The organism is Palleronia caenipelagi (genome assembly GCF_007004065.1).
Classification (GTDB): Bacteria; Pseudomonadota; Alphaproteobacteria; order Rhodobacterales; family Rhodobacteraceae; genus Palleronia; species Palleronia caenipelagi.
The window spans coordinates 46,550-62,592 of the sequence record NZ_VFSV01000012.1; the positions used below are offsets into that span (position 1 = coordinate 46,550).

The window sequence follows — 16,043 nt, forward strand, 5'->3', positions numbered from 1 at the left end:
CTGGCGCGATTTTTCTGCGAAGAATCGTTGCCCCCGTCCGCTTTGACCCCATGTCTGGCAGATGAAGTACGCACCGTTTTTCCTCGCTCTCGCTTTCGCCCTGTCGCCGTTCCTGACGGATTCGTTTGGCGGCTTTGCGCCTGACGCGTTCCCCGTCCCGCAGGAGGATCCACCGACGCAGCCTGCGGGCTATGCCTTCGCGATCTGGGGGCTGATTTATCTGTGGCTCATTGTCCACGGCGCCGTCGGAACCCGCCGCGACAACCCGGACTGGGGCGCGACCCGCCTGCCGCTGAGCCTGTCGCTGGGCGTGGGCGTCTTCTGGATCCCGGTGGCCAACCTGTCGCCGATCTGGGCCACTGTGCTGATCTGGATCATGCTCGGGACTGCTCTGGCGGCGCTTTTGCGCGCAGGTCGCTCGGAGCCTCTGCTCCTCGACACGCCGCTCGGCCTCTATGCGGGTTGGCTGACGGCTGCCTCTTCTGTCTCGCTGGGCTTGCTTGCGGGAGGTTGGGGTCTAACCGGACCGGTGCCCGCCGCGATCCTCGCGATCCTCGTCGCACTGGTGGTCGGGCTCGTGATCCTCTCACGCCGCCCAAGCTGGGGCTATACCGCGGCGCTTATCTGGGCGCTGGTGGCACTGGTCGTCCAGAACCTGGGGACCTCCCCGCTGGTCGCGGGCCTCAGCGGCTTGGGGGCGCTGGCGGTTCTCGGCTACCAGTTCAAACAATCCCGCGCCTGACCCAATTGAAAAACCCGGACGCCTGAGCGCCCGGGTCTCTTTTACTTCAAATGTTTGCGTAGCCGCGACGGCGTGGATTTCTTGCGATCCTTATACGGGTTCTGATCCGCCTGACTGCGCATCCAGAGCCGGATTGGCGTTCCCGGCATGTCGAAATCCTGCCTGAGCCCGTTGATGAGATACCGCTCATAAGACTCGGACATCTCTTTGGGATTCGAGCACATGACGACAAATCCGGGGGGTCTCGTCTTTGCCTGGGTCATATACCGCAGCTTGATCCGGCGACCGCCCGGTGCGGGGGGCGGGTGCGCCTCGACCATGCCGGTGAGCCACTGGTTCAGCCGCGACGTTGAGACCCGGCGGTTCCATACATCATGAGCCGAGACCACCGCGTCGCACAGTCGGTCAAGCCCCTTGCCCGTCTTGGCCGACACTGTGACCAGCGGTACGCCGCGCAACTGCGGCAGGAGGCGCTCGCACGCTTCGCGCAGCTCGCGGATCTTCGCGTTCTTATCCGGCTCGGCGTCCCATTTATTCACCGCGATGACCACAGCCCGTCCCTCGCGCTCGGCCAAAGCCGCGATGCGCAGGTCCTGCTGCTCAAAGGGAATCGCAGCGTCGAGCAGAACCACCACGACCTCGGCGAATTTCACCGCGCGCAGACCATCGGAGACCGAGAGCTTTTCCAGCTTTTCCGTCACCTTGGCCCGTTTGCGCATTCCCGCCGTGTCAAAGATGCGAACCGGCATCTCGCCCCAGTCGAGTGATACCGAAATCGCATCCCGGGTGATCCCGGCCTCGGGACCGGTCAGCAGGCGATCCTCGCCCAGTAGCGCGTTGACCAGAGTAGATTTACCCGCATTTGGGCGCCCCACGACGGCGATCTGCAGAGGCTTTTCACGGGTCGGAACGCGGGGGGCGTCAGTCTCGTCCTCGTCGAGATCCACCTCGGTGTCGGGCGCGGCGGCGCGGTCGACTTCGGTCACCACATCGGCCAGCGGCTGGAGCATCGAATAGAGTTCCGGCATTCCCTCGCCATGCTCCGCCGACAGGCGCAAGGGCTCTCCGAGGCCGAGCCCATAGGCCTCCAGGAGGCCGCCCTCGGCCGCACGACCTTCGCACTTATTCGCAGCAAGAATCAGATGTCGCGCGCGCTTGCGCAGGATCTCGGCGAACACCTCGTCCGTGGGGGTGATCCCGGTGCGCGCATCGACCACAAAGAGACAGATATCGGCCATATCCACGGCGCGCTCGGTCAGGCGCCGCATTCGGCCCTGCAGCGATTCGTCGGTGGCCTCTTCGAGACCGGCTGTGTCAATCACCGTGAAACGAAGATCCCCCAGCCGTGCCTCGCCCTCGCGCAGGTCACGGGTCACGCCGGGCCGGTCATCGACCAGCGCCAGACGCTTGCCAACCAATCGGTTGAACAGGGTGGATTTGCCGACATTAGGCCGGCCGACAATGGCAAGGGTAAAGCTCATGCTCTGCCCCTTAGCCGCTTATCGGTAGCCCAGCAACTGTCCGTCGCGGTTCACAACGTAAAGCACGCCACCCGCAACCACCGGGTTGGTCGCAGCCCCTCCGGGCAACTCGATTTGCGCCCTGAGTGCACCCGACGTCGGATCGAACGCGCGCAAGGTGCCATCGGAGGACGCGACCCAGAGCCGTCCCCCCGCCAATACCGGTCCGTAATGAGCATAGATGTCCCGGCGTCGGCGGATCTGGTTCCGCTTGTAGTAGGGCAGATCCACCGCCCAGATCAGGTCGCCGCTGCTGGCCGACAGGCGGACGAGCTGGTTCAGGTCCGACACAGCAAAGACCGATCCGCCCGCCACGGCCACCGGAGACATGGCGCCCTGATCCGTCGACCAGATGAGCCGGCCATCCGTCAGCTCATGCGCGGTGATCTGACCGGAACTGGAGCCGGTGTAAACGCGCCCGCCCGAAATGACAGGATCACCCGTGAGGTCCGCAATGGAGGCATATGCCCGGGCGAGGCGCTTGCCACCAACGGCGGCTGTCCAGCGCCGGGTGCCGCCTTCGGGCAGAAGCCCGCGCAGATCGCGTCCGGGAAATGGAAGGACGACGAGACCGGACCCCACCGCAGGAGACGCGCCGCCCACCACGCCCGCCGCAGCCGGGACGCCCTGCTCCGTCCAGCGGATGCGGCCATTGGCGGTGTTGATCGCAAATGCAGTGGCATCGCGGTTGACCACGTACACGCTGCTGCCGGAGACGGTGGGTGCGCCCGCCGCAGAAGCACCCAGATCCTGGGTCCAGACCCGCCGCCCTGTCGCCGTATCAAGCGCGATCAGCTCGCCAAACGTTGTCGAGACATAGAGACGTCCACCCGAGACCGCGAGACCCGCACCGGACGAATCGTCTATGGGTTCGCCGCCGGGGGAGACTTGTGTCCGCCACAGAACCTGCCCCGCGAGGGAATGCGCCATCACCTGAGACCGGCTGTCCACGGTGTAGATCCGACCGCCCGCGATGACCGGGTCGGTGGAAATGCGATGCTTGCGGTCATTTCCCATGCCAATCGGCACCGACAGACGCAGTTGCGGGTTGGGGGACAGGGCCGCATGGGGCCTGTCATGCCGGGCGTTCGCTGACTTGTGGGTCCAGTCCGCAAGCTGCGTTACGGCCGGTAACGACAGGCCGACGGCGCCCTGCTGCGCCAGCGCGATGTCACCGCCTCGAACGCTTTCGCGTGGTCCCACGAGGATTTCTTCCTGATCGCCGCACCCGGCCAAAGCCAGCGCCGCACCCGCCAAGAGAATTCCGATCCGCATCATCTGTCAGCCCTCAGCCGCTTGTGGTGTCGAGCGTTCCGCCGAGGGCGATGATCAACTGCTGAACCCGCCGTTGCAAGTCACGTGTCGCAGCACCGTCGTTCCGGATGGCGTCGAGCGTCGTCAGGGCCGCGTCGTTATCGCCAGCCCGCACCTGCGCCAGCGCGCGTTGCTCTTCGGCCAGAAGTCGGTAGGGTCGCCCCGGCGCCGTCAGAGGATCAAGCCGCTCCAGAATGTCCTCTGGGCTGACCTCGTCCTGCTGAATCATCACCAGCTTCAAAGTGGCCAGATCGCGATACAGTTGGGGCACGGTTTCGTCGCCGGACACCTGCTCCAGATCAGCGCGGACAGCATCCGAGGATCCGTCATCTTCCATGGCGCCCGCAGAGAGCATGGCAATCAGCGCAGCGCGGCCCCCTTCGGCGTCGATCTGGGACAGGGCATCGCGCCGCTCGGCGTCGGTCTCCAGACCCAGCGCCGCAACGATCGCATCCCCGAACGCCTCGGCGTCGGCCCGCTTGCTCGCCCTTTGCCACTCGATCCACGCAGCCGTGCCAACCATGAGCACCACCAGCAGAATGGCAATCCAGCCATATTTTCGAATGAGGCCAAAGAGCCGGTCCCGGCGCACCTCTTCGGTGACCTCGTTGATAAAGTTGTCGCTGTCGCTCACGGGCGCCCTCCATCACTTGGCGGACTGTTTGCCCGTTCACACCCGGAAAGCCAAGGGGATCGCGACCATTGCCCGCATCGGGCTGGAATTTCTCAGGCCAATGGGTAAATAATCGCCGTCTCGTGAAGCGAACCGATTGGTTTAGTTCTCGCAGACCCTAGATAAGATCAATGTCCAGACGCCCCGGCCATCCGCAGCTCCAAAGGATCCCTCATGCGCCTCGTTTCCCTGATCACAGCCCTGATCGTGGCGGCCTCGCTGTATTTCTTTGTGTTTGAGCGGAACGAGGTGCTCGATTTCGCTGGCGCCGCGCCAGCGGTCGAAGAGGTTGCCGCCGAGGTGGAAGCACCGGAAGAGCGCCGAGGTGTGTCCGTCGTGGCCGTCCGATCCGTCGCGCAGCCTGTCGGCAGCGAAATCATCCTGCGGGGCCGGACCGAAGCCGCCCGCCGGGTCGAAGTCCGCGCTGAGACCACCGGGCGCGTCATCTCGGAGCCTTTGCGCAAAGGCGCGCGGGTGGCCGAGGGCGATGTGCTCTGCCGGATTGATCCGGGTACGCGGGCCAGCACGCTCGCTGAGCAAAAGGCCCGGCTCGCTGAGGCCGAGGCTGCACGACCGGGCGCCGAAGCCCGGCTGATCGAAGCAAAGGCACGACTGATCGAGGCTGAAATCAACCAGAATGCCGCAACAAAACTCTCGGATCGCGGCTTCGCCTCCCAGACGCGGGTCGCTTCCAGCGACGCCGCCGCCGAATCGGCTCGTGCCGCCATTCAGGCCGCTGAGGGGGGATTGCAGTCCATCGAGGCCCAAGTCAGCTCAGCCCGCGCCGCCGTCGCTGCCGCCGAGACCGAGATCGATCGTCTCACCATCACGGCCCCTTTTGGCGGGCTGCTGGAGAGTGACACCTCGGAACTTGGCGCGCTTCTGCAAGCCGGCGGGACCTGCGCGGAAATCATCCAGCTTGACCCGATCAAGCTTGTGGGATTCGTGCCCGAATTGTCGGTGAGCAAGGTCACCCTTGGGGCTGAGGCTAGTGGGATCCTGTCCGGCGGCCGCGAGGTGAGCGGGCAGGTCACATTCCTGTCGCGCTCGGCGGATCCCGACACCCGCACCTTCCGCACGGAGATTGAGATCCCAAACCCCGAGCAGCGCCTCCGCGATGGTGAAACGGTCGAGATCACGATATCTTCGGACGGCACGCTGGCGCATCTGCTGCCGCAATCAGCGCTCACCCTGAACGATATGGGCGAAATGGGTGTGCGGCTGGTCACGGAGGCAGATGAAGCGGGCTTCGTCCCGGTGACCGTGCTGCGCGATACCCGGCAAGGGGTCTATCTCGCCGGCCTGCCCGAACAAGCGCAGGTCATCGTGGTCGGGCAGGAGTTTGTCTCGGACGGCGTGCCTCTCGAGGTGACCCTCCGGGAGCTGCCCCAATGACCCGCCTCGTCGACTGGGCTGCCGCCCATGCGCGCATGGTGTTGGCCTTCATTATCATGTCTCTCGCGGCGGGCTGGTTGACCTATCAGGGCCTGCCCAAAGAGGGTGAGCCCGATATCGAAGTGCCTGCGCTGTTCATCTCGGTTCCGTTTCCCGGCATTTCGGCGGAAGATTCCGAGACACTGCTGGTCAAGCCCATGGAGAGCGAGCTGGCGGATCTGGACGGTCTGAAGACCATGACCGGCACGGCTGGCGAAAACTATGCGGGCATAGCGCTGGAGTTCGAGTTTGGCTGGGACAAGACCAAAGTCCTCGCCGATGTACGCGACGCTATGAATTCTGCCGAGGCCGAGTTTCCCGAGGGCGCCGAGCAATACTCGATCAACGAGTTCAATTTCTCCGAATTTCCGATTCTGATCGTCAACCTCACGGGTCAGGTCCCCGAGCGCACACTGCTGCGGGTTGCAAAATCTCTTCAGGACCGGCTCGAGACCATCGAATCCGTTCTCGAAGCCCCCATTGCGGGCAATCGCGACGAGATGGTCGAGGTGATCATCGACCCCCTGCGTCTCGAAGCCTACAACGTCACCGCAGGCGAGCTGATCTCGGTGGTGCGCAACAACAACCAGCTCATCGCGGCGGGTGAGGTCGAGACCGATCAGGGCACATTTTCGGTAAAGCTGCCGTCAAGCTTCGACGAGCCGGAGGATATCTTTGCCTTGCCGGTTAAGGTCAGTGCGGACCGGGTGGTGACGCTGGGCGATCTGGCCGACATTCGCCTGACCTTCGAGGATCGCGAGGGCACGGCTCGCTTTAACGGCGAAAAGACCGTGGCGCTGCAAATCGTCAAGCGCAAGGGTTACAACATCATCGACACCGTGGCCGAGGTTGAGGCCGTGCTGGCCGAGGTGCAGGAAGGCTGGCCCGAGGTTCTTCGCGACGCGGTGACCGTGGGCACCTCGAACGACCAGTCTGTACAGGTGGACAGCATGGTGCGCCAGCTCGAAGGCTCGGTCCTGACCGCCATTGCGCTGGTGATGATCGTCGTCCTCGCCGCGCTGGGCCTGCGTTCTGCGGTACTGGTAGGCTTTGCCATCCCGACCTCGTTCCTGTTGTGCTTCATCCTGCTTGGCCTGATGGGGATCTCGATCTCCAACATCGTGATGTTCGGCCTGATCCTTGCCGTGGGGATGCTGGTGGACGGCGCCATCGTGGTGGTTGAATATGCTGACCGCCGCATCACCGAGGGCTCAGGTCCGATGGCCGCCTACACAGAAGCCGCGCGGCGGATGTTCTGGCCCATCGTCTCCTCCACTGCGACGACGCTCTGCGCCTTCCTGCCGATGCTGTTCTGGCCCGGTGTGGCGGGCGAATTTATGGGAATGCTGCCGGTCACGCTGATCTTCGTCCTCTCGGCCTCGCTGATCGTGGCGCTGATCTACCTGCCGGTGATGGGCGGCGTCGCGGGCCGGCTCAGCCGCACCACAGACGACCTCGCAGAGCACATCAAGCACACCGTCCCGTGGCTGGTCCGTCTGCTCGCAGCCGTGGTCTTTAGCGCTCTGGTCTTTGTCGGCGCGATGCAGGCCCTGAACCCGAGCTATCTGTTCGACGCGGGCTCCAGCGTTCCAGGGATGCTGATCTTCGCCATCAGCGCGTCTGTCGCGGGTATCGCCATCAAGACCCTGACCCGCGAGCGCCCCGAACCCGGCCTGACCGGTAAGCACCGTCGCACGCCCTTTGGCCGCCTCATGTCCCTGACGGTCCTGAACCCTATCGGTCCGGTGATCGCCATGGGCGCGGTGATTGGCTTCATTGTCTTTTCGTTTGGCTATTACGGCGCCAACAATAACGGCACTGAATTCTTCGTTGATAGCGAGCCGGAACAGGCGCTGGTCTATGTCCGCGCCCGCGGCAATCTCAGCCTGACGGAAAAGGACGACATCCTGCGACAGGCCGAAGAGATCGCCATCGCGACGCCCGGCATCGACTCGGTCTTTGCCTTTGCCGGTGAGGGTGGGATCAACAACAATACGGGCGGCGGGCAGAGCCCCCTCGACACGGTGGGTCAGGTTCAGATCGAGTTGGTGCGCTGGGAAGACCGCCCTGCCTATGCCAGAAAGAACGGCCTGGACACCGCAGATCTGGACGGGGATCTGGTGCTCGAAGGACTGCGCCAGAAGCTGGCGCTAATCCCCGGCATCCGCACCGAGATCGTGAACCTGTCGCGCGGCCCCGCCAGTGCCAAGCCCGTCCACCTGCGGCTCAAGGGCGAGGACTGGCAGAGCCTCTATCAGGCCGCCGCGATCACCCGCGCCCGATTCGACACCCTGCCGGGCCTCAAGGATATCGAGGACACGCTGCCCCTGCCCCGGATCGACTTTCAGATCGATGTCGATGTCGAAGAAGCCGGTCGCTACGGGGCAGACGTGGCCATCGTGGGCGGTATGGTGCAGCTGGTCACGCGGGGCATTCTGCTCGACACGATGCGCATCGACGGCTCCGATGAAGAGGTCGAGATCCGCGTGCGCCTGCCCGAAGAGGACCGTCTCCTCTCCACTCTTGACAACCTGAAGGTTCGCACGGGCGATGGGCTGGTGCCCTTGTCAAATTTTGTCACCCGCACCCCCGTACCGAATATCGGTCAGATCAACCGTGTCGACCAGCGCCGCTATTTCGACGTGAAGGCGGACATCATCGCCGACCTGAAGATGCTGCGGCTGGTGCCTGAGGACGCAGATGCGAGCCCTACCGATATCGGCCTGGCCACCGAGCTGACCGCCGAGGAGGCCACCGGCAGCGCCTATGATTTTGAGATTGCCGGAACCAAGGGCCTCTTCGGCACCAGCGGACCGCGCTACTTCAAGGTCAGCGAGTTCACCGGGGACATCACCCGTGAGGCGGTGACGCAGGCTCTGGATGCGGGCACAGCCACCCTGTCCCTCACCCCGCTCACCGCCAATGAGCGGATCGAGGCGCTCACCGCGTGGCTCGGGACAGACCCGCTGCCGGCCAATATCGCCTGGGAATGGACCGGCGAACAGGAAGATCAGGCCGAAAGTGCGGCCTTCCTGTCAAAGGCCTATCCGGCCGCGCTGGGTCTGATCTTCGTGATCCTGCTGGCGCAATTCAACAGCCTCTACAACGCGGTCCTTGTCCTGTCCGCTGTGGTCATGTCCACCGCTGGCAGCTTCTGGGGGATGATCGTTATGGGGCAGCCCTTCTCGGTGATCATGACCGGAACGGGGATCGTCGCGCTTGCCGGGATCGTGGTAAACAACAACATCGTGCTGATCGACACCTATCAGGAGTTCAGTCGCCACATGCCCCGGCTGGAGGCGATCGTGCGCACCGCCGAGATGCGCATCCGGCCCGTGCTGCTAACCACGATCACCACGATGGCAGGCCTGACGCCGATGATGTTCGGGCTCAGCCTCGACTTTATCGGTGGCGGCTTCACGGTCGACAGCCCGACTGCGCTCTGGTGGAAGCAACTGGCCACCGCCGTGGTGTTCGGCCTCGGTATCGCCACGGTTCTAACGCTGGTTTTCACCCCTGCCGCGCTGGCCTTCCGCGTCTGGTTCTCCAAGGCTGCCTATGGCGGCGCGAAACGCCTGCAAGCCCTCGCGGCCCGCAGCGTGAAGGAAGACATGCGTCTGAGCCGCGAGATCCGTAAGGCCAAGGGGATGGAGATCATCTGGGACACCGAACCCGCGCCCCCCGCCTTGCCGCGTCCGGTTGAGGCAGCGGAATAAGGCGCGCTCCGGGGATCTTACGAGCGTGTCGGATCGCGCGTATTGGGCCGCGAACACCCGGAGGAGCCACTCATCCGCAGCCACCGCCTCCGGAAAATTGTGCTTTTCACCGGAGGCGGCAATTCCATCCACGGCAAAAGTCCCATAAGTAAATTCTGTCTATACAGGAGTACGCAATGTCCCACGTTCCCCATGAGCTCGTGCAAGAGTTCCCCGAATACGCCGATGCGATTCACACCCTGAAAACAAACGACGCACATTTTGCGCGGCTGTTTGACGAGTATCACGACGTGAACCGCGAAGTTCACCGGGGTGAAACGGACGTCGAGCCGATGAGCGACGAGACACTTGTCACCCTGCGCAAAAAGCGGATGGCACTGAAGGACGAGCTCTACGCCGCGCTGAAGCAAAGCGAGCAAGCGTCGTAATCTCAGACGTGACGATAGTCCGAACAGGCGCGGACGGAGAGGCTCATCTGTCCGCGCCTGCCCAAGCTGGGGGCAAAACTTGATCCGGTGACGCCCTCGGGAACGCCCTTCCGTCGCCTTTGGCAGCCCGTTTCGGGAATAACTCAGGCCGCTTCTTCTTCGCTAGCCTGCCTCTGCCAGAGCATCGCATAGCGTCCGCCCTGCGCCAGGAGTCCCTCGTGGGTGCCGCGCTCGGCCACCCGGCCTTCGTGCAGGACTACGATCTCGTCGGCATCGGCGATGGTTGACAGCCGGTGGGCGATGACCACGACGCTGCGCCCCTCGCCGATCGCCCGCAGCGCGCTTTGGATGCCGCGCTCGGTCTCGCTGTCAAGCGCCGAGGTCGCCTCATCCAACAGCAGGATCGGCGGGTCCTTTAGGATCGTGCGGGCGATGCCGACGCGCTGTTTCTCACCGCCCGAGAGCTTCAGCCCGCGCTCACCGACCTGCGTGTCGTATCCATCCGGCAAGGACATGACAAACTCGTGGATCTGCGCGGCTTGGGCGGCGGCTTCGATCTCTGTTCGGGTCGCGTCGGGGCGGCCATAGGAAATGTTGTAGAGGATCGTGTCGTTGAACAGCACCGTGTCCTGCGGCACCACGCCGATGGCGTTGTGCAGGCTGTCCTGAGTCACCTCGCGCAGGTCCTGCCCGTCGATGCGCACCGCGCCGCCGGTCACGTCGTAGAACCGGAAGAGCAGCCGCCCGATGGTGCTTTTCCCTGCACCAGAAGCCCCCACCAGCGCCAGAGTGCGTCCCGGTGGCACGGCGAAGGACACGCCTTGCAAGACCTCCCGATCCGGACCGTAACCAAAGCGAACGTCATCGAACACCACTTCGCCCGCCGGGACCTCCAGCCTGGTCGCGTCCGGCGCGTCGCGCACATCGGCGGGCTGCTCGAGCAGACCGAACATCTGTCCCATATCCACCAGCGCCTGCCGGATCTCCCGATAAACAGTGCCAAGGAAGTTCAGCGGCACGGTGATCTGGATCATGTAGGCGTTGACCATGACGAAATCGCCGGTGGTGAGTTCGCCAGCCTGCACGCCCATCGCCGCCATCACCATGACCGAGACGAGGCCTGCGGTGATAATCAGGGACTGGCCGAAATTCAGCGCGGCCAGTGAGTAGCTGGTCCGGAGTGCCGCATCCACGTAGCGCTCCATGGCGCCGTCATAGCGATCGGCCTCCCGGCGTTCGGCGCCGAAATATTTGACCGTCTCGAAATTCAGCAGGCTGTCCACGGCCTTCTGCGCAGCATCATTATCCGCGTCATTCATCTTGCGCCGGATGCGGACCCGCCATTCGGTGACCCGGAAGGTAAAGGCCACATAAGCTAGGATCGTCAGCGCCACGACCGCCAGATAGCGCCAGTCGAACAGCACCGCGAGGACCACACCCACAAGGACGAGTTCCAGCGCCAAAGGGCCGATGGAGAACAGCAGGAATCGCAGGAGGAACTCCACGCCCTTGATCCCGCGCTCCATGATCCTTTGCAGCGAGCCGGTGCGGCGCTGGATGTGATAGCTGAGCGAAAGTGCATGGATGTGTTGGAACGTCGAGAGCGCGAGCTTGCGCAAAGCCCGCTGCCCGACCTTCGCAAAGATCGCATCCCGGAGCTGCTGCATCCCCACGCCCAAGGCGCGCGTCACCCCATAGGCGATCGTCAGACCGACCGCTCCGGCCCCCAGCGCCCATGCGGGGCTGACCCCCTCGCCCGCCAGCGAATCCACAGCAGCCTTGTAGAAAAACGGCGTGCCGACGGCGATCACCTTGGCCAGCAGAAGCGCCAGCATAGAGAACACGACGCGGCGGCGCACCCAGGACTCTTCGCGCGGCCAAAGATAGGGGAGCACCCGCAGGATGACGCCAAGCCCCTGCGCCTCGGCGTCGGGGCGGCTTGCGGTCTCTGAATTCATGCGCTTCCTTCCGGCTCGGCGGTCATTCTGGCAGCGTGAGCACCTGTCCCGGATAGATCAGGTCAGGATCGATGATCCGGTCACTGTTCGCCTCGAATACGCGGACATAGTTGACCCCGTCTCCATAACGTTCTTCGGAGATCACCCACAAGCTGTAACCGGGCTGCACCACGATCTGGTCCAGATCCCCCGCCCCGGCAGCGAGCTCCGCAAGGAGATCGGGGCTTTCTGGTCGGAAGGGGGTTTCGGCACGGCTGACGACCGAACCGTCCTCGTCCAGCTCATCCACCCGCAAGGTGTAGGGCCGTGGCGTCAGCTCGGGCAGATCCAGCCGCCATTGTCCGTCCGCCTCCGTGCGGGCCAGTCCCACCGGTTCGTTATCCAGATAGATCCGCACGGGTGTTTCAGCCGGCGCACGTCCGCCCAGAACAGGCGTGCCATCCTGAGCATAACTCACGGTATCAATGGAGAGATCCTCGATTTCCGGACTCTGGGACAAAACTTCGAGGCGCCCGCCTTCGGATGCCAGCACGCGAGGACTCGCGGGCAGATCTGGGGTCGTGCCAATCGTCGTCGTGTCGGGAGCGCGAACGGCCACAGGGGTCGGCCCGACAACAAAGCGACGCTCTGCCTCGCGCACTGTGCCGTCCTTTTCGACGACCCGCAGAGACAGGACGCTGGATGCAGCACGCTCGGGAAGCGTCAGAAAGCTGACAAACCCCCCATCCGCCTCAGCCTCGACCTCTGCGAGCGGCCTGTCATCCAGCAGCACGGTGACCCGATCCCCCGGCAGCGCCCGCCCGGACAAGAGCGTGGTCCCGTCGGGCTCGATCCGCAACACGTCGAGTTGAGGCAGATCCATGGCGGGATCGTCCGGTAGGGCCGCCTGCTCGGTCTGGGGGGCAGGTATAACCGGCGGTGCCTCTGGCGGATCCGCGCGCCGGATCAGGTGAGTGACCACCAGAGCCAGCATCAGCAGCCAGAAAAATCCGCGCATTGCGCTCCTTTCCGGATCTTTGAACCGTCCTCACCAAAGGTTGTCCCTAGGGTGGACTGTCCTTAATCAGGGTTCAAGTCCGGTAAAGGAATGCGAGAGTATGAGCACAGATTTACAACAGATTGTTTCAGTTTGTGTCTATTGCGGCGCACGGGACGGGGGGGCGCCCACCTACGCCGCCGCCGCCGAAGCGCTGGGCGCGGGTCTGGCCACGCGTGGCATGCGGCTCGTTTATGGCGCTGGTGATGTGGGCCTCATGGGCCGCGTGGCGCGCAGCTGTCAGGCCGCGGGCGGAGAGACCTTCGGCGTCATCCCCACCCATCTGCTTCAGGCCGAGGTCGGCAAGCGCGATCTTTCGCGTCTGGTGATCACCGAGACCATGCATGAGCGCAAGAAGGTCATGCTGATGAATGCCGATGCGGTGGTGGTGCTGCCGGGCGGCGCGGGATCCCTGGATGAGTTCTTCGAGGTGCTCACCTGGCGCCAGCTTGGGCTGCACGACAAGCCGATCCTGCTGCTGAACGTCGGTGGCTACTGGGACCCGCTGGTTGGGCTGGTGGAACATGTGGTGGCCCAGGGCTTTGCCGAGCCGTCCCTGCGCGATTTCATCGAGGTTGTACCCGACGCTGCGGCTGCGCTGGAACGGCTTGGAGCGTTGCAGGGCTAAGCGCTCTTTCGGGCCGCGCCCAGCGAATAGACTCCAAGTGCGGTCCAGATTATCGCGAAGGTGATGGCGTGGAGCATCGAGAAAGCCTCACCAAAAATCACAACGCCACAAAGGAATTGCAGCGTGGGGTTGAGGTACTGGATGAGCCCAACGGTTGCCATGGGCAGAGCTTTTGCCGCGCGGCTGAAGAGCATGAGCGGAATCGCTGTCATCGGGCCAGCGGCCATGAGGCCGAACGCGGTCCAGCCCTGAAACCCACCGAGACCGGGCGTGGCAAAGACCAGCCAGCCCAAAGCCAAAGGCGCGAGGATCAGGACTTCGGCCGCAACGGAGACAAGCGGACCTGTCCCGAGGAGCCGCTTGACCACACCGTAGGTTCCGAAGGTCAGCGCGAGGACGAGCGCGATGGTCGGCATCTCGCCGAGGCCAACGATCAGGATTACGACGCCTGCCGTTGCCAGAGCGACCGCGAATTTGCGCCGGAAATTCAGGCGCTCCTGAAAAATCGCGGCGCCCATGGCGACCGAGACGAGTGGGAAGATGTAGTAGCCGAGGCTCGACTGGACGACCTCGCCCGCCTGCACCGCATAGATGAACATGCCCCAGTTCACTGTGATAAGAGCGGCCGCCGCGAGGATCAGAGCGAGGTTACGGCGCGAACGGCCAATCAGCGCCACGATTTCGCCCCGCCGTCCCTGCCCCCAGAGGATCAGAACAAACAGCAGGAGCGACCAGAGTGTGCGGTGCGCCAGGATCTCTACGGGCGGGACGTGCGAGAGGGCCTTGTAAAAGAGCGGCGACAGTCCCCAGACCACACAGGCGGCGACCATGGACCAGACACCAGCGCGGGCCGAGACCGGCGCATCGTCACGGGTGTTCTGTTTCACGCTCTGCCCACCTTGACGCTGCCCCTCGCTGTCTCGCATCTATACGGCAATCTGGCGGCTTCCAAGTCGCCGCGTTGATCCGGAAAGGGGCTTTCTTGCTACTCTTCATCGACAATTATGACAGCTTCACCTGGAACCTCGTCCATTATGTCGGCGAGCTCGGGGCCGAGGTGCAGGTGCATCGCAATGACCGCATCACGGTGGAGGAGGCGTTGGCCCTGAACCCGTCGGCGATCATGCTGTCGCCCGGTCCCTGTGACCCGGACAAAGCAGGGATCTGTCTCGCTCTCGTCTCGGCTGCGGCGGAGGCGCGGATCCCGCTGCTCGGTGTCTGCCTCGGCCATCAGGCCATCGGGCAGGCGTTTGGCGGCAAAGTCATCCGCCACAGCGAGATCGTCCACGGCAAGGCCGGGATCATCCATCACGAGGGAGACAGCGTCTTTGCCGGGTTGCCCTCACCTCTCTCGGCCACGCGCTATCATTCGCTGGTGGTCGAACGGGCCACCCTGCCCGACAGCCTTCGGGTCACTGCTGAACTCAAAGACGGAACGATCATGGGCCTCGCCCATCGGGATCTGCCCATCCATGGCGTCCAGTTTCACCCAGAGTCGATCCGCTCCGAGCACGGGCATGCGATGCTGAAGACGTTCCTCGATATGGCAAAGGAGCCCGCATGAGCGATCCGATGAAGCCGCTGATCGCCACCGCGGTCGACCGCCCTCTGACAGCCGAAGAGGCGCGCACGGCCTTCGATCTGCTCTTCGACGGCGAGGCCACCCCGAGCCAGATGGGCGGGTTTCTGATGACCCTGCGGGTGCGGGGCGAGGCGGTGACCGAATACGCCGCCGCCGCCGCCGCAATGCGCGCCCGCGCCAGACCGGTGCGCGCGCCCGAAGGTGCAATGGATATCGTCGGAACCGGCGGCGACGGCAAAGGTACGCTGAACATCTCGACCGCGACCGCCTTCGTGGTGGCAGGCGCCGGGGTGCCGGTGGCGAAACACGGCAACCGCAATCTCAGCTCGAAATCCGGCGCGGCAGATGTGATCAGCCAGCAGGGCATTGACGTGATGGTCGGGCCGGATGTGGTGGAGCGGGCGCTGAACGAGGTCGGCATCGGCTTTATGATGGCGCCCATGCATCACCCGGCGATCGCCAACGTCATGCCAACGCGGATCGAACTCGGAACGCGGACGATTTTCAACATCCTCGGGCCGCTTACCAACCCCGCCGGGGTCAAGCGCCAGCTCACCGGGGCTTTCTCACCGGATGTGATTGTACCTATGGCGGAAACGCTGGGTCAGCTAGGCTCCGAGGTGGCGTGGATCGTTCATGGTGGCGACGGCACCGATGAGCTTGCCATTTCGGATCCGTCGCAGGTCGCGGTGCTGGAGAACGGTCAGGTGACGACGCGAGAGGTCGCCCCCGAGGATGCCGGTCTGCCGCAGCACCCGTTCGAAGAGATTCTTGGCGGCTCTCCCGAAGAGAATGGCCGTGCGTTCCGGGCGCTGCTCGCGGGCGAGGCCTCGGCCTATCGTGACGCGGTGCTGCTGAACTCTGCCGCCGCGCTTCTGATCGCGGGCAAGGTCAGCGACCTGAAGGACGGTGCGAAACTGGCCGCTGAGAGCATCGACAGCGGTGCGGCGAAGTCCAAGGTCGAAGGTCTGGCCAAGGTCTCCCCGCTGGCCTCGACCTGAGACTGTTGCCT

Annotated in this window: 13 protein-coding genes; 7 read left to right on the forward strand and 6 right to left on the reverse strand. The window is 64.1% G+C overall.

Annotation, left to right across the window (positions count from 1 at the left end; translation table 11 throughout):
* Nucleotides 1–61: 61 nt before the first annotated feature.
* The gene (locus FEV53_RS09225) at nucleotides 62–742 is read left to right on the forward strand and encodes a hypothetical protein (RefSeq protein WP_142834529.1); all 681 of its coding nucleotides are present in this window, start codon (nucleotides 62–64) and stop codon (nucleotides 740–742) included.
* Between the two features lie 41 nt (nucleotides 743–783).
* Here FEV53_RS09225 and der read toward each other — a convergent pair whose 3' ends face one another.
* Genes der through FEV53_RS09240 form a run of 3 tightly spaced genes read right to left on the reverse strand, consistent with a single transcriptional unit; the run spans nucleotide 784 to nucleotide 4,210 of the window.
* Nucleotides 784–2,223, reverse strand: a complete 1,440-nt coding sequence (gene der, locus FEV53_RS09230; protein ID WP_142834530.1) for a ribosome biogenesis GTPase Der — start codon at nucleotides 2,221–2,223, stop codon at nucleotides 784–786.
* 18 nt (nucleotides 2,224–2,241) lie between these two features.
* Nucleotides 2,242–3,540, reverse strand: a complete 1,299-nt coding sequence (locus FEV53_RS09235; RefSeq protein WP_142834531.1) for an outer membrane protein assembly factor BamB family protein — start codon at nucleotides 3,538–3,540, stop codon at nucleotides 2,242–2,244.
* Nucleotides 3,541–3,550: 10 nt separating this feature from the next.
* Nucleotides 3,551–4,210, reverse strand: coding sequence for a tetratricopeptide repeat protein (locus FEV53_RS09240; protein ID WP_142834532.1), 660 nt, complete (start codon nucleotides 4,208–4,210; stop codon nucleotides 3,551–3,553).
* Nucleotides 4,211–4,423: 213 nt separating this feature from the next.
* On the opposite strand from FEV53_RS09240, the gene FEV53_RS09245 reads away from it, so the two are divergent.
* The 3 genes from FEV53_RS09245 (at nucleotide 4,424) to FEV53_RS09255 (ending at nucleotide 9,827) form a co-directional block, all read left to right on the forward strand.
* The gene (locus FEV53_RS09245) at nucleotides 4,424–5,644 is read left to right on the forward strand and encodes an efflux RND transporter periplasmic adaptor subunit (RefSeq protein WP_142834533.1); all 1,221 of its coding nucleotides are present in this window, start codon (nucleotides 4,424–4,426) and stop codon (nucleotides 5,642–5,644) included.
* Nucleotides 5,641–9,399 (forward strand): efflux RND transporter permease subunit, encoded by a 3,759-nt coding sequence (locus FEV53_RS09250; RefSeq protein ID WP_142834534.1) that lies wholly within the window; start codon nucleotides 5,641–5,643, stop codon nucleotides 9,397–9,399. The genes FEV53_RS09245 and FEV53_RS09250 overlap by 4 nt, the downstream gene beginning before the upstream one ends.
* Before the next feature lie 176 nt (nucleotides 9,400–9,575).
* Nucleotides 9,576–9,827: an HP1242/YdcH family protein gene (locus FEV53_RS09255; protein ID WP_142834535.1), complete on the forward strand. Its 252-nt coding sequence runs from the start codon at nucleotides 9,576–9,578 to the stop codon at nucleotides 9,825–9,827.
* Nucleotides 9,828–9,970: 143 nt separating this feature from the next.
* Here the strand turns inward: FEV53_RS09255 and FEV53_RS09260 are convergent, their stop codons facing one another.
* Nucleotides 9,971–11,785 (reverse strand): ABCB family ABC transporter ATP-binding protein/permease, encoded by a 1,815-nt coding sequence (locus FEV53_RS09260; RefSeq protein ID WP_142834536.1) that lies wholly within the window; start codon nucleotides 11,783–11,785, stop codon nucleotides 9,971–9,973.
* 22 nt (nucleotides 11,786–11,807) lie between these two features.
* Nucleotides 11,808–12,782 carry a LysM peptidoglycan-binding domain-containing protein gene (locus tag FEV53_RS09265; RefSeq protein ID WP_142834537.1) on the reverse strand — a complete coding sequence of 325 codons (975 nt, stop codon included), beginning with the start codon at nucleotides 12,780–12,782 and terminating at the stop codon, nucleotides 11,808–11,810.
* Between the two features lie 100 nt (nucleotides 12,783–12,882).
* Between FEV53_RS09265 and FEV53_RS09270 the strand changes: the two genes are divergently transcribed.
* Nucleotides 12,883–13,449, forward strand: a complete 567-nt coding sequence (locus FEV53_RS09270; protein WP_142834538.1) for an LOG family protein — start codon at nucleotides 12,883–12,885, stop codon at nucleotides 13,447–13,449.
* On the opposite strand, the gene rarD is transcribed toward FEV53_RS09270, so the two are convergent.
* Nucleotides 13,446–14,336, reverse strand: coding sequence for an EamA family transporter RarD (rarD, locus tag FEV53_RS09275; RefSeq protein ID WP_246100768.1), 891 nt, complete (start codon nucleotides 14,334–14,336; stop codon nucleotides 13,446–13,448). The two genes, FEV53_RS09270 and rarD, sit on opposite strands and share 4 nt — an antisense overlap.
* Before the next feature lie 95 nt (nucleotides 14,337–14,431).
* Here rarD and FEV53_RS09280 point away from each other — a divergent pair, with 95 nt between their 5' ends.
* Nucleotides 14,432–15,013: an anthranilate synthase component II gene (locus tag FEV53_RS09280; RefSeq protein ID WP_142834540.1), complete on the forward strand. Its 582-nt coding sequence runs from the start codon at nucleotides 14,432–14,434 to the stop codon at nucleotides 15,011–15,013.
* The gene (gene trpD, locus FEV53_RS09285; RefSeq protein ID WP_142834541.1) at nucleotides 15,010–16,032 is read left to right on the forward strand and encodes an anthranilate phosphoribosyltransferase; all 1,023 of its coding nucleotides are present in this window, start codon (nucleotides 15,010–15,012) and stop codon (nucleotides 16,030–16,032) included. Before FEV53_RS09280 ends, trpD begins: the two co-directional genes overlap by 4 nt.
* The last annotated feature ends 11 nt before the right edge of the window (nucleotides 16,033–16,043 follow it).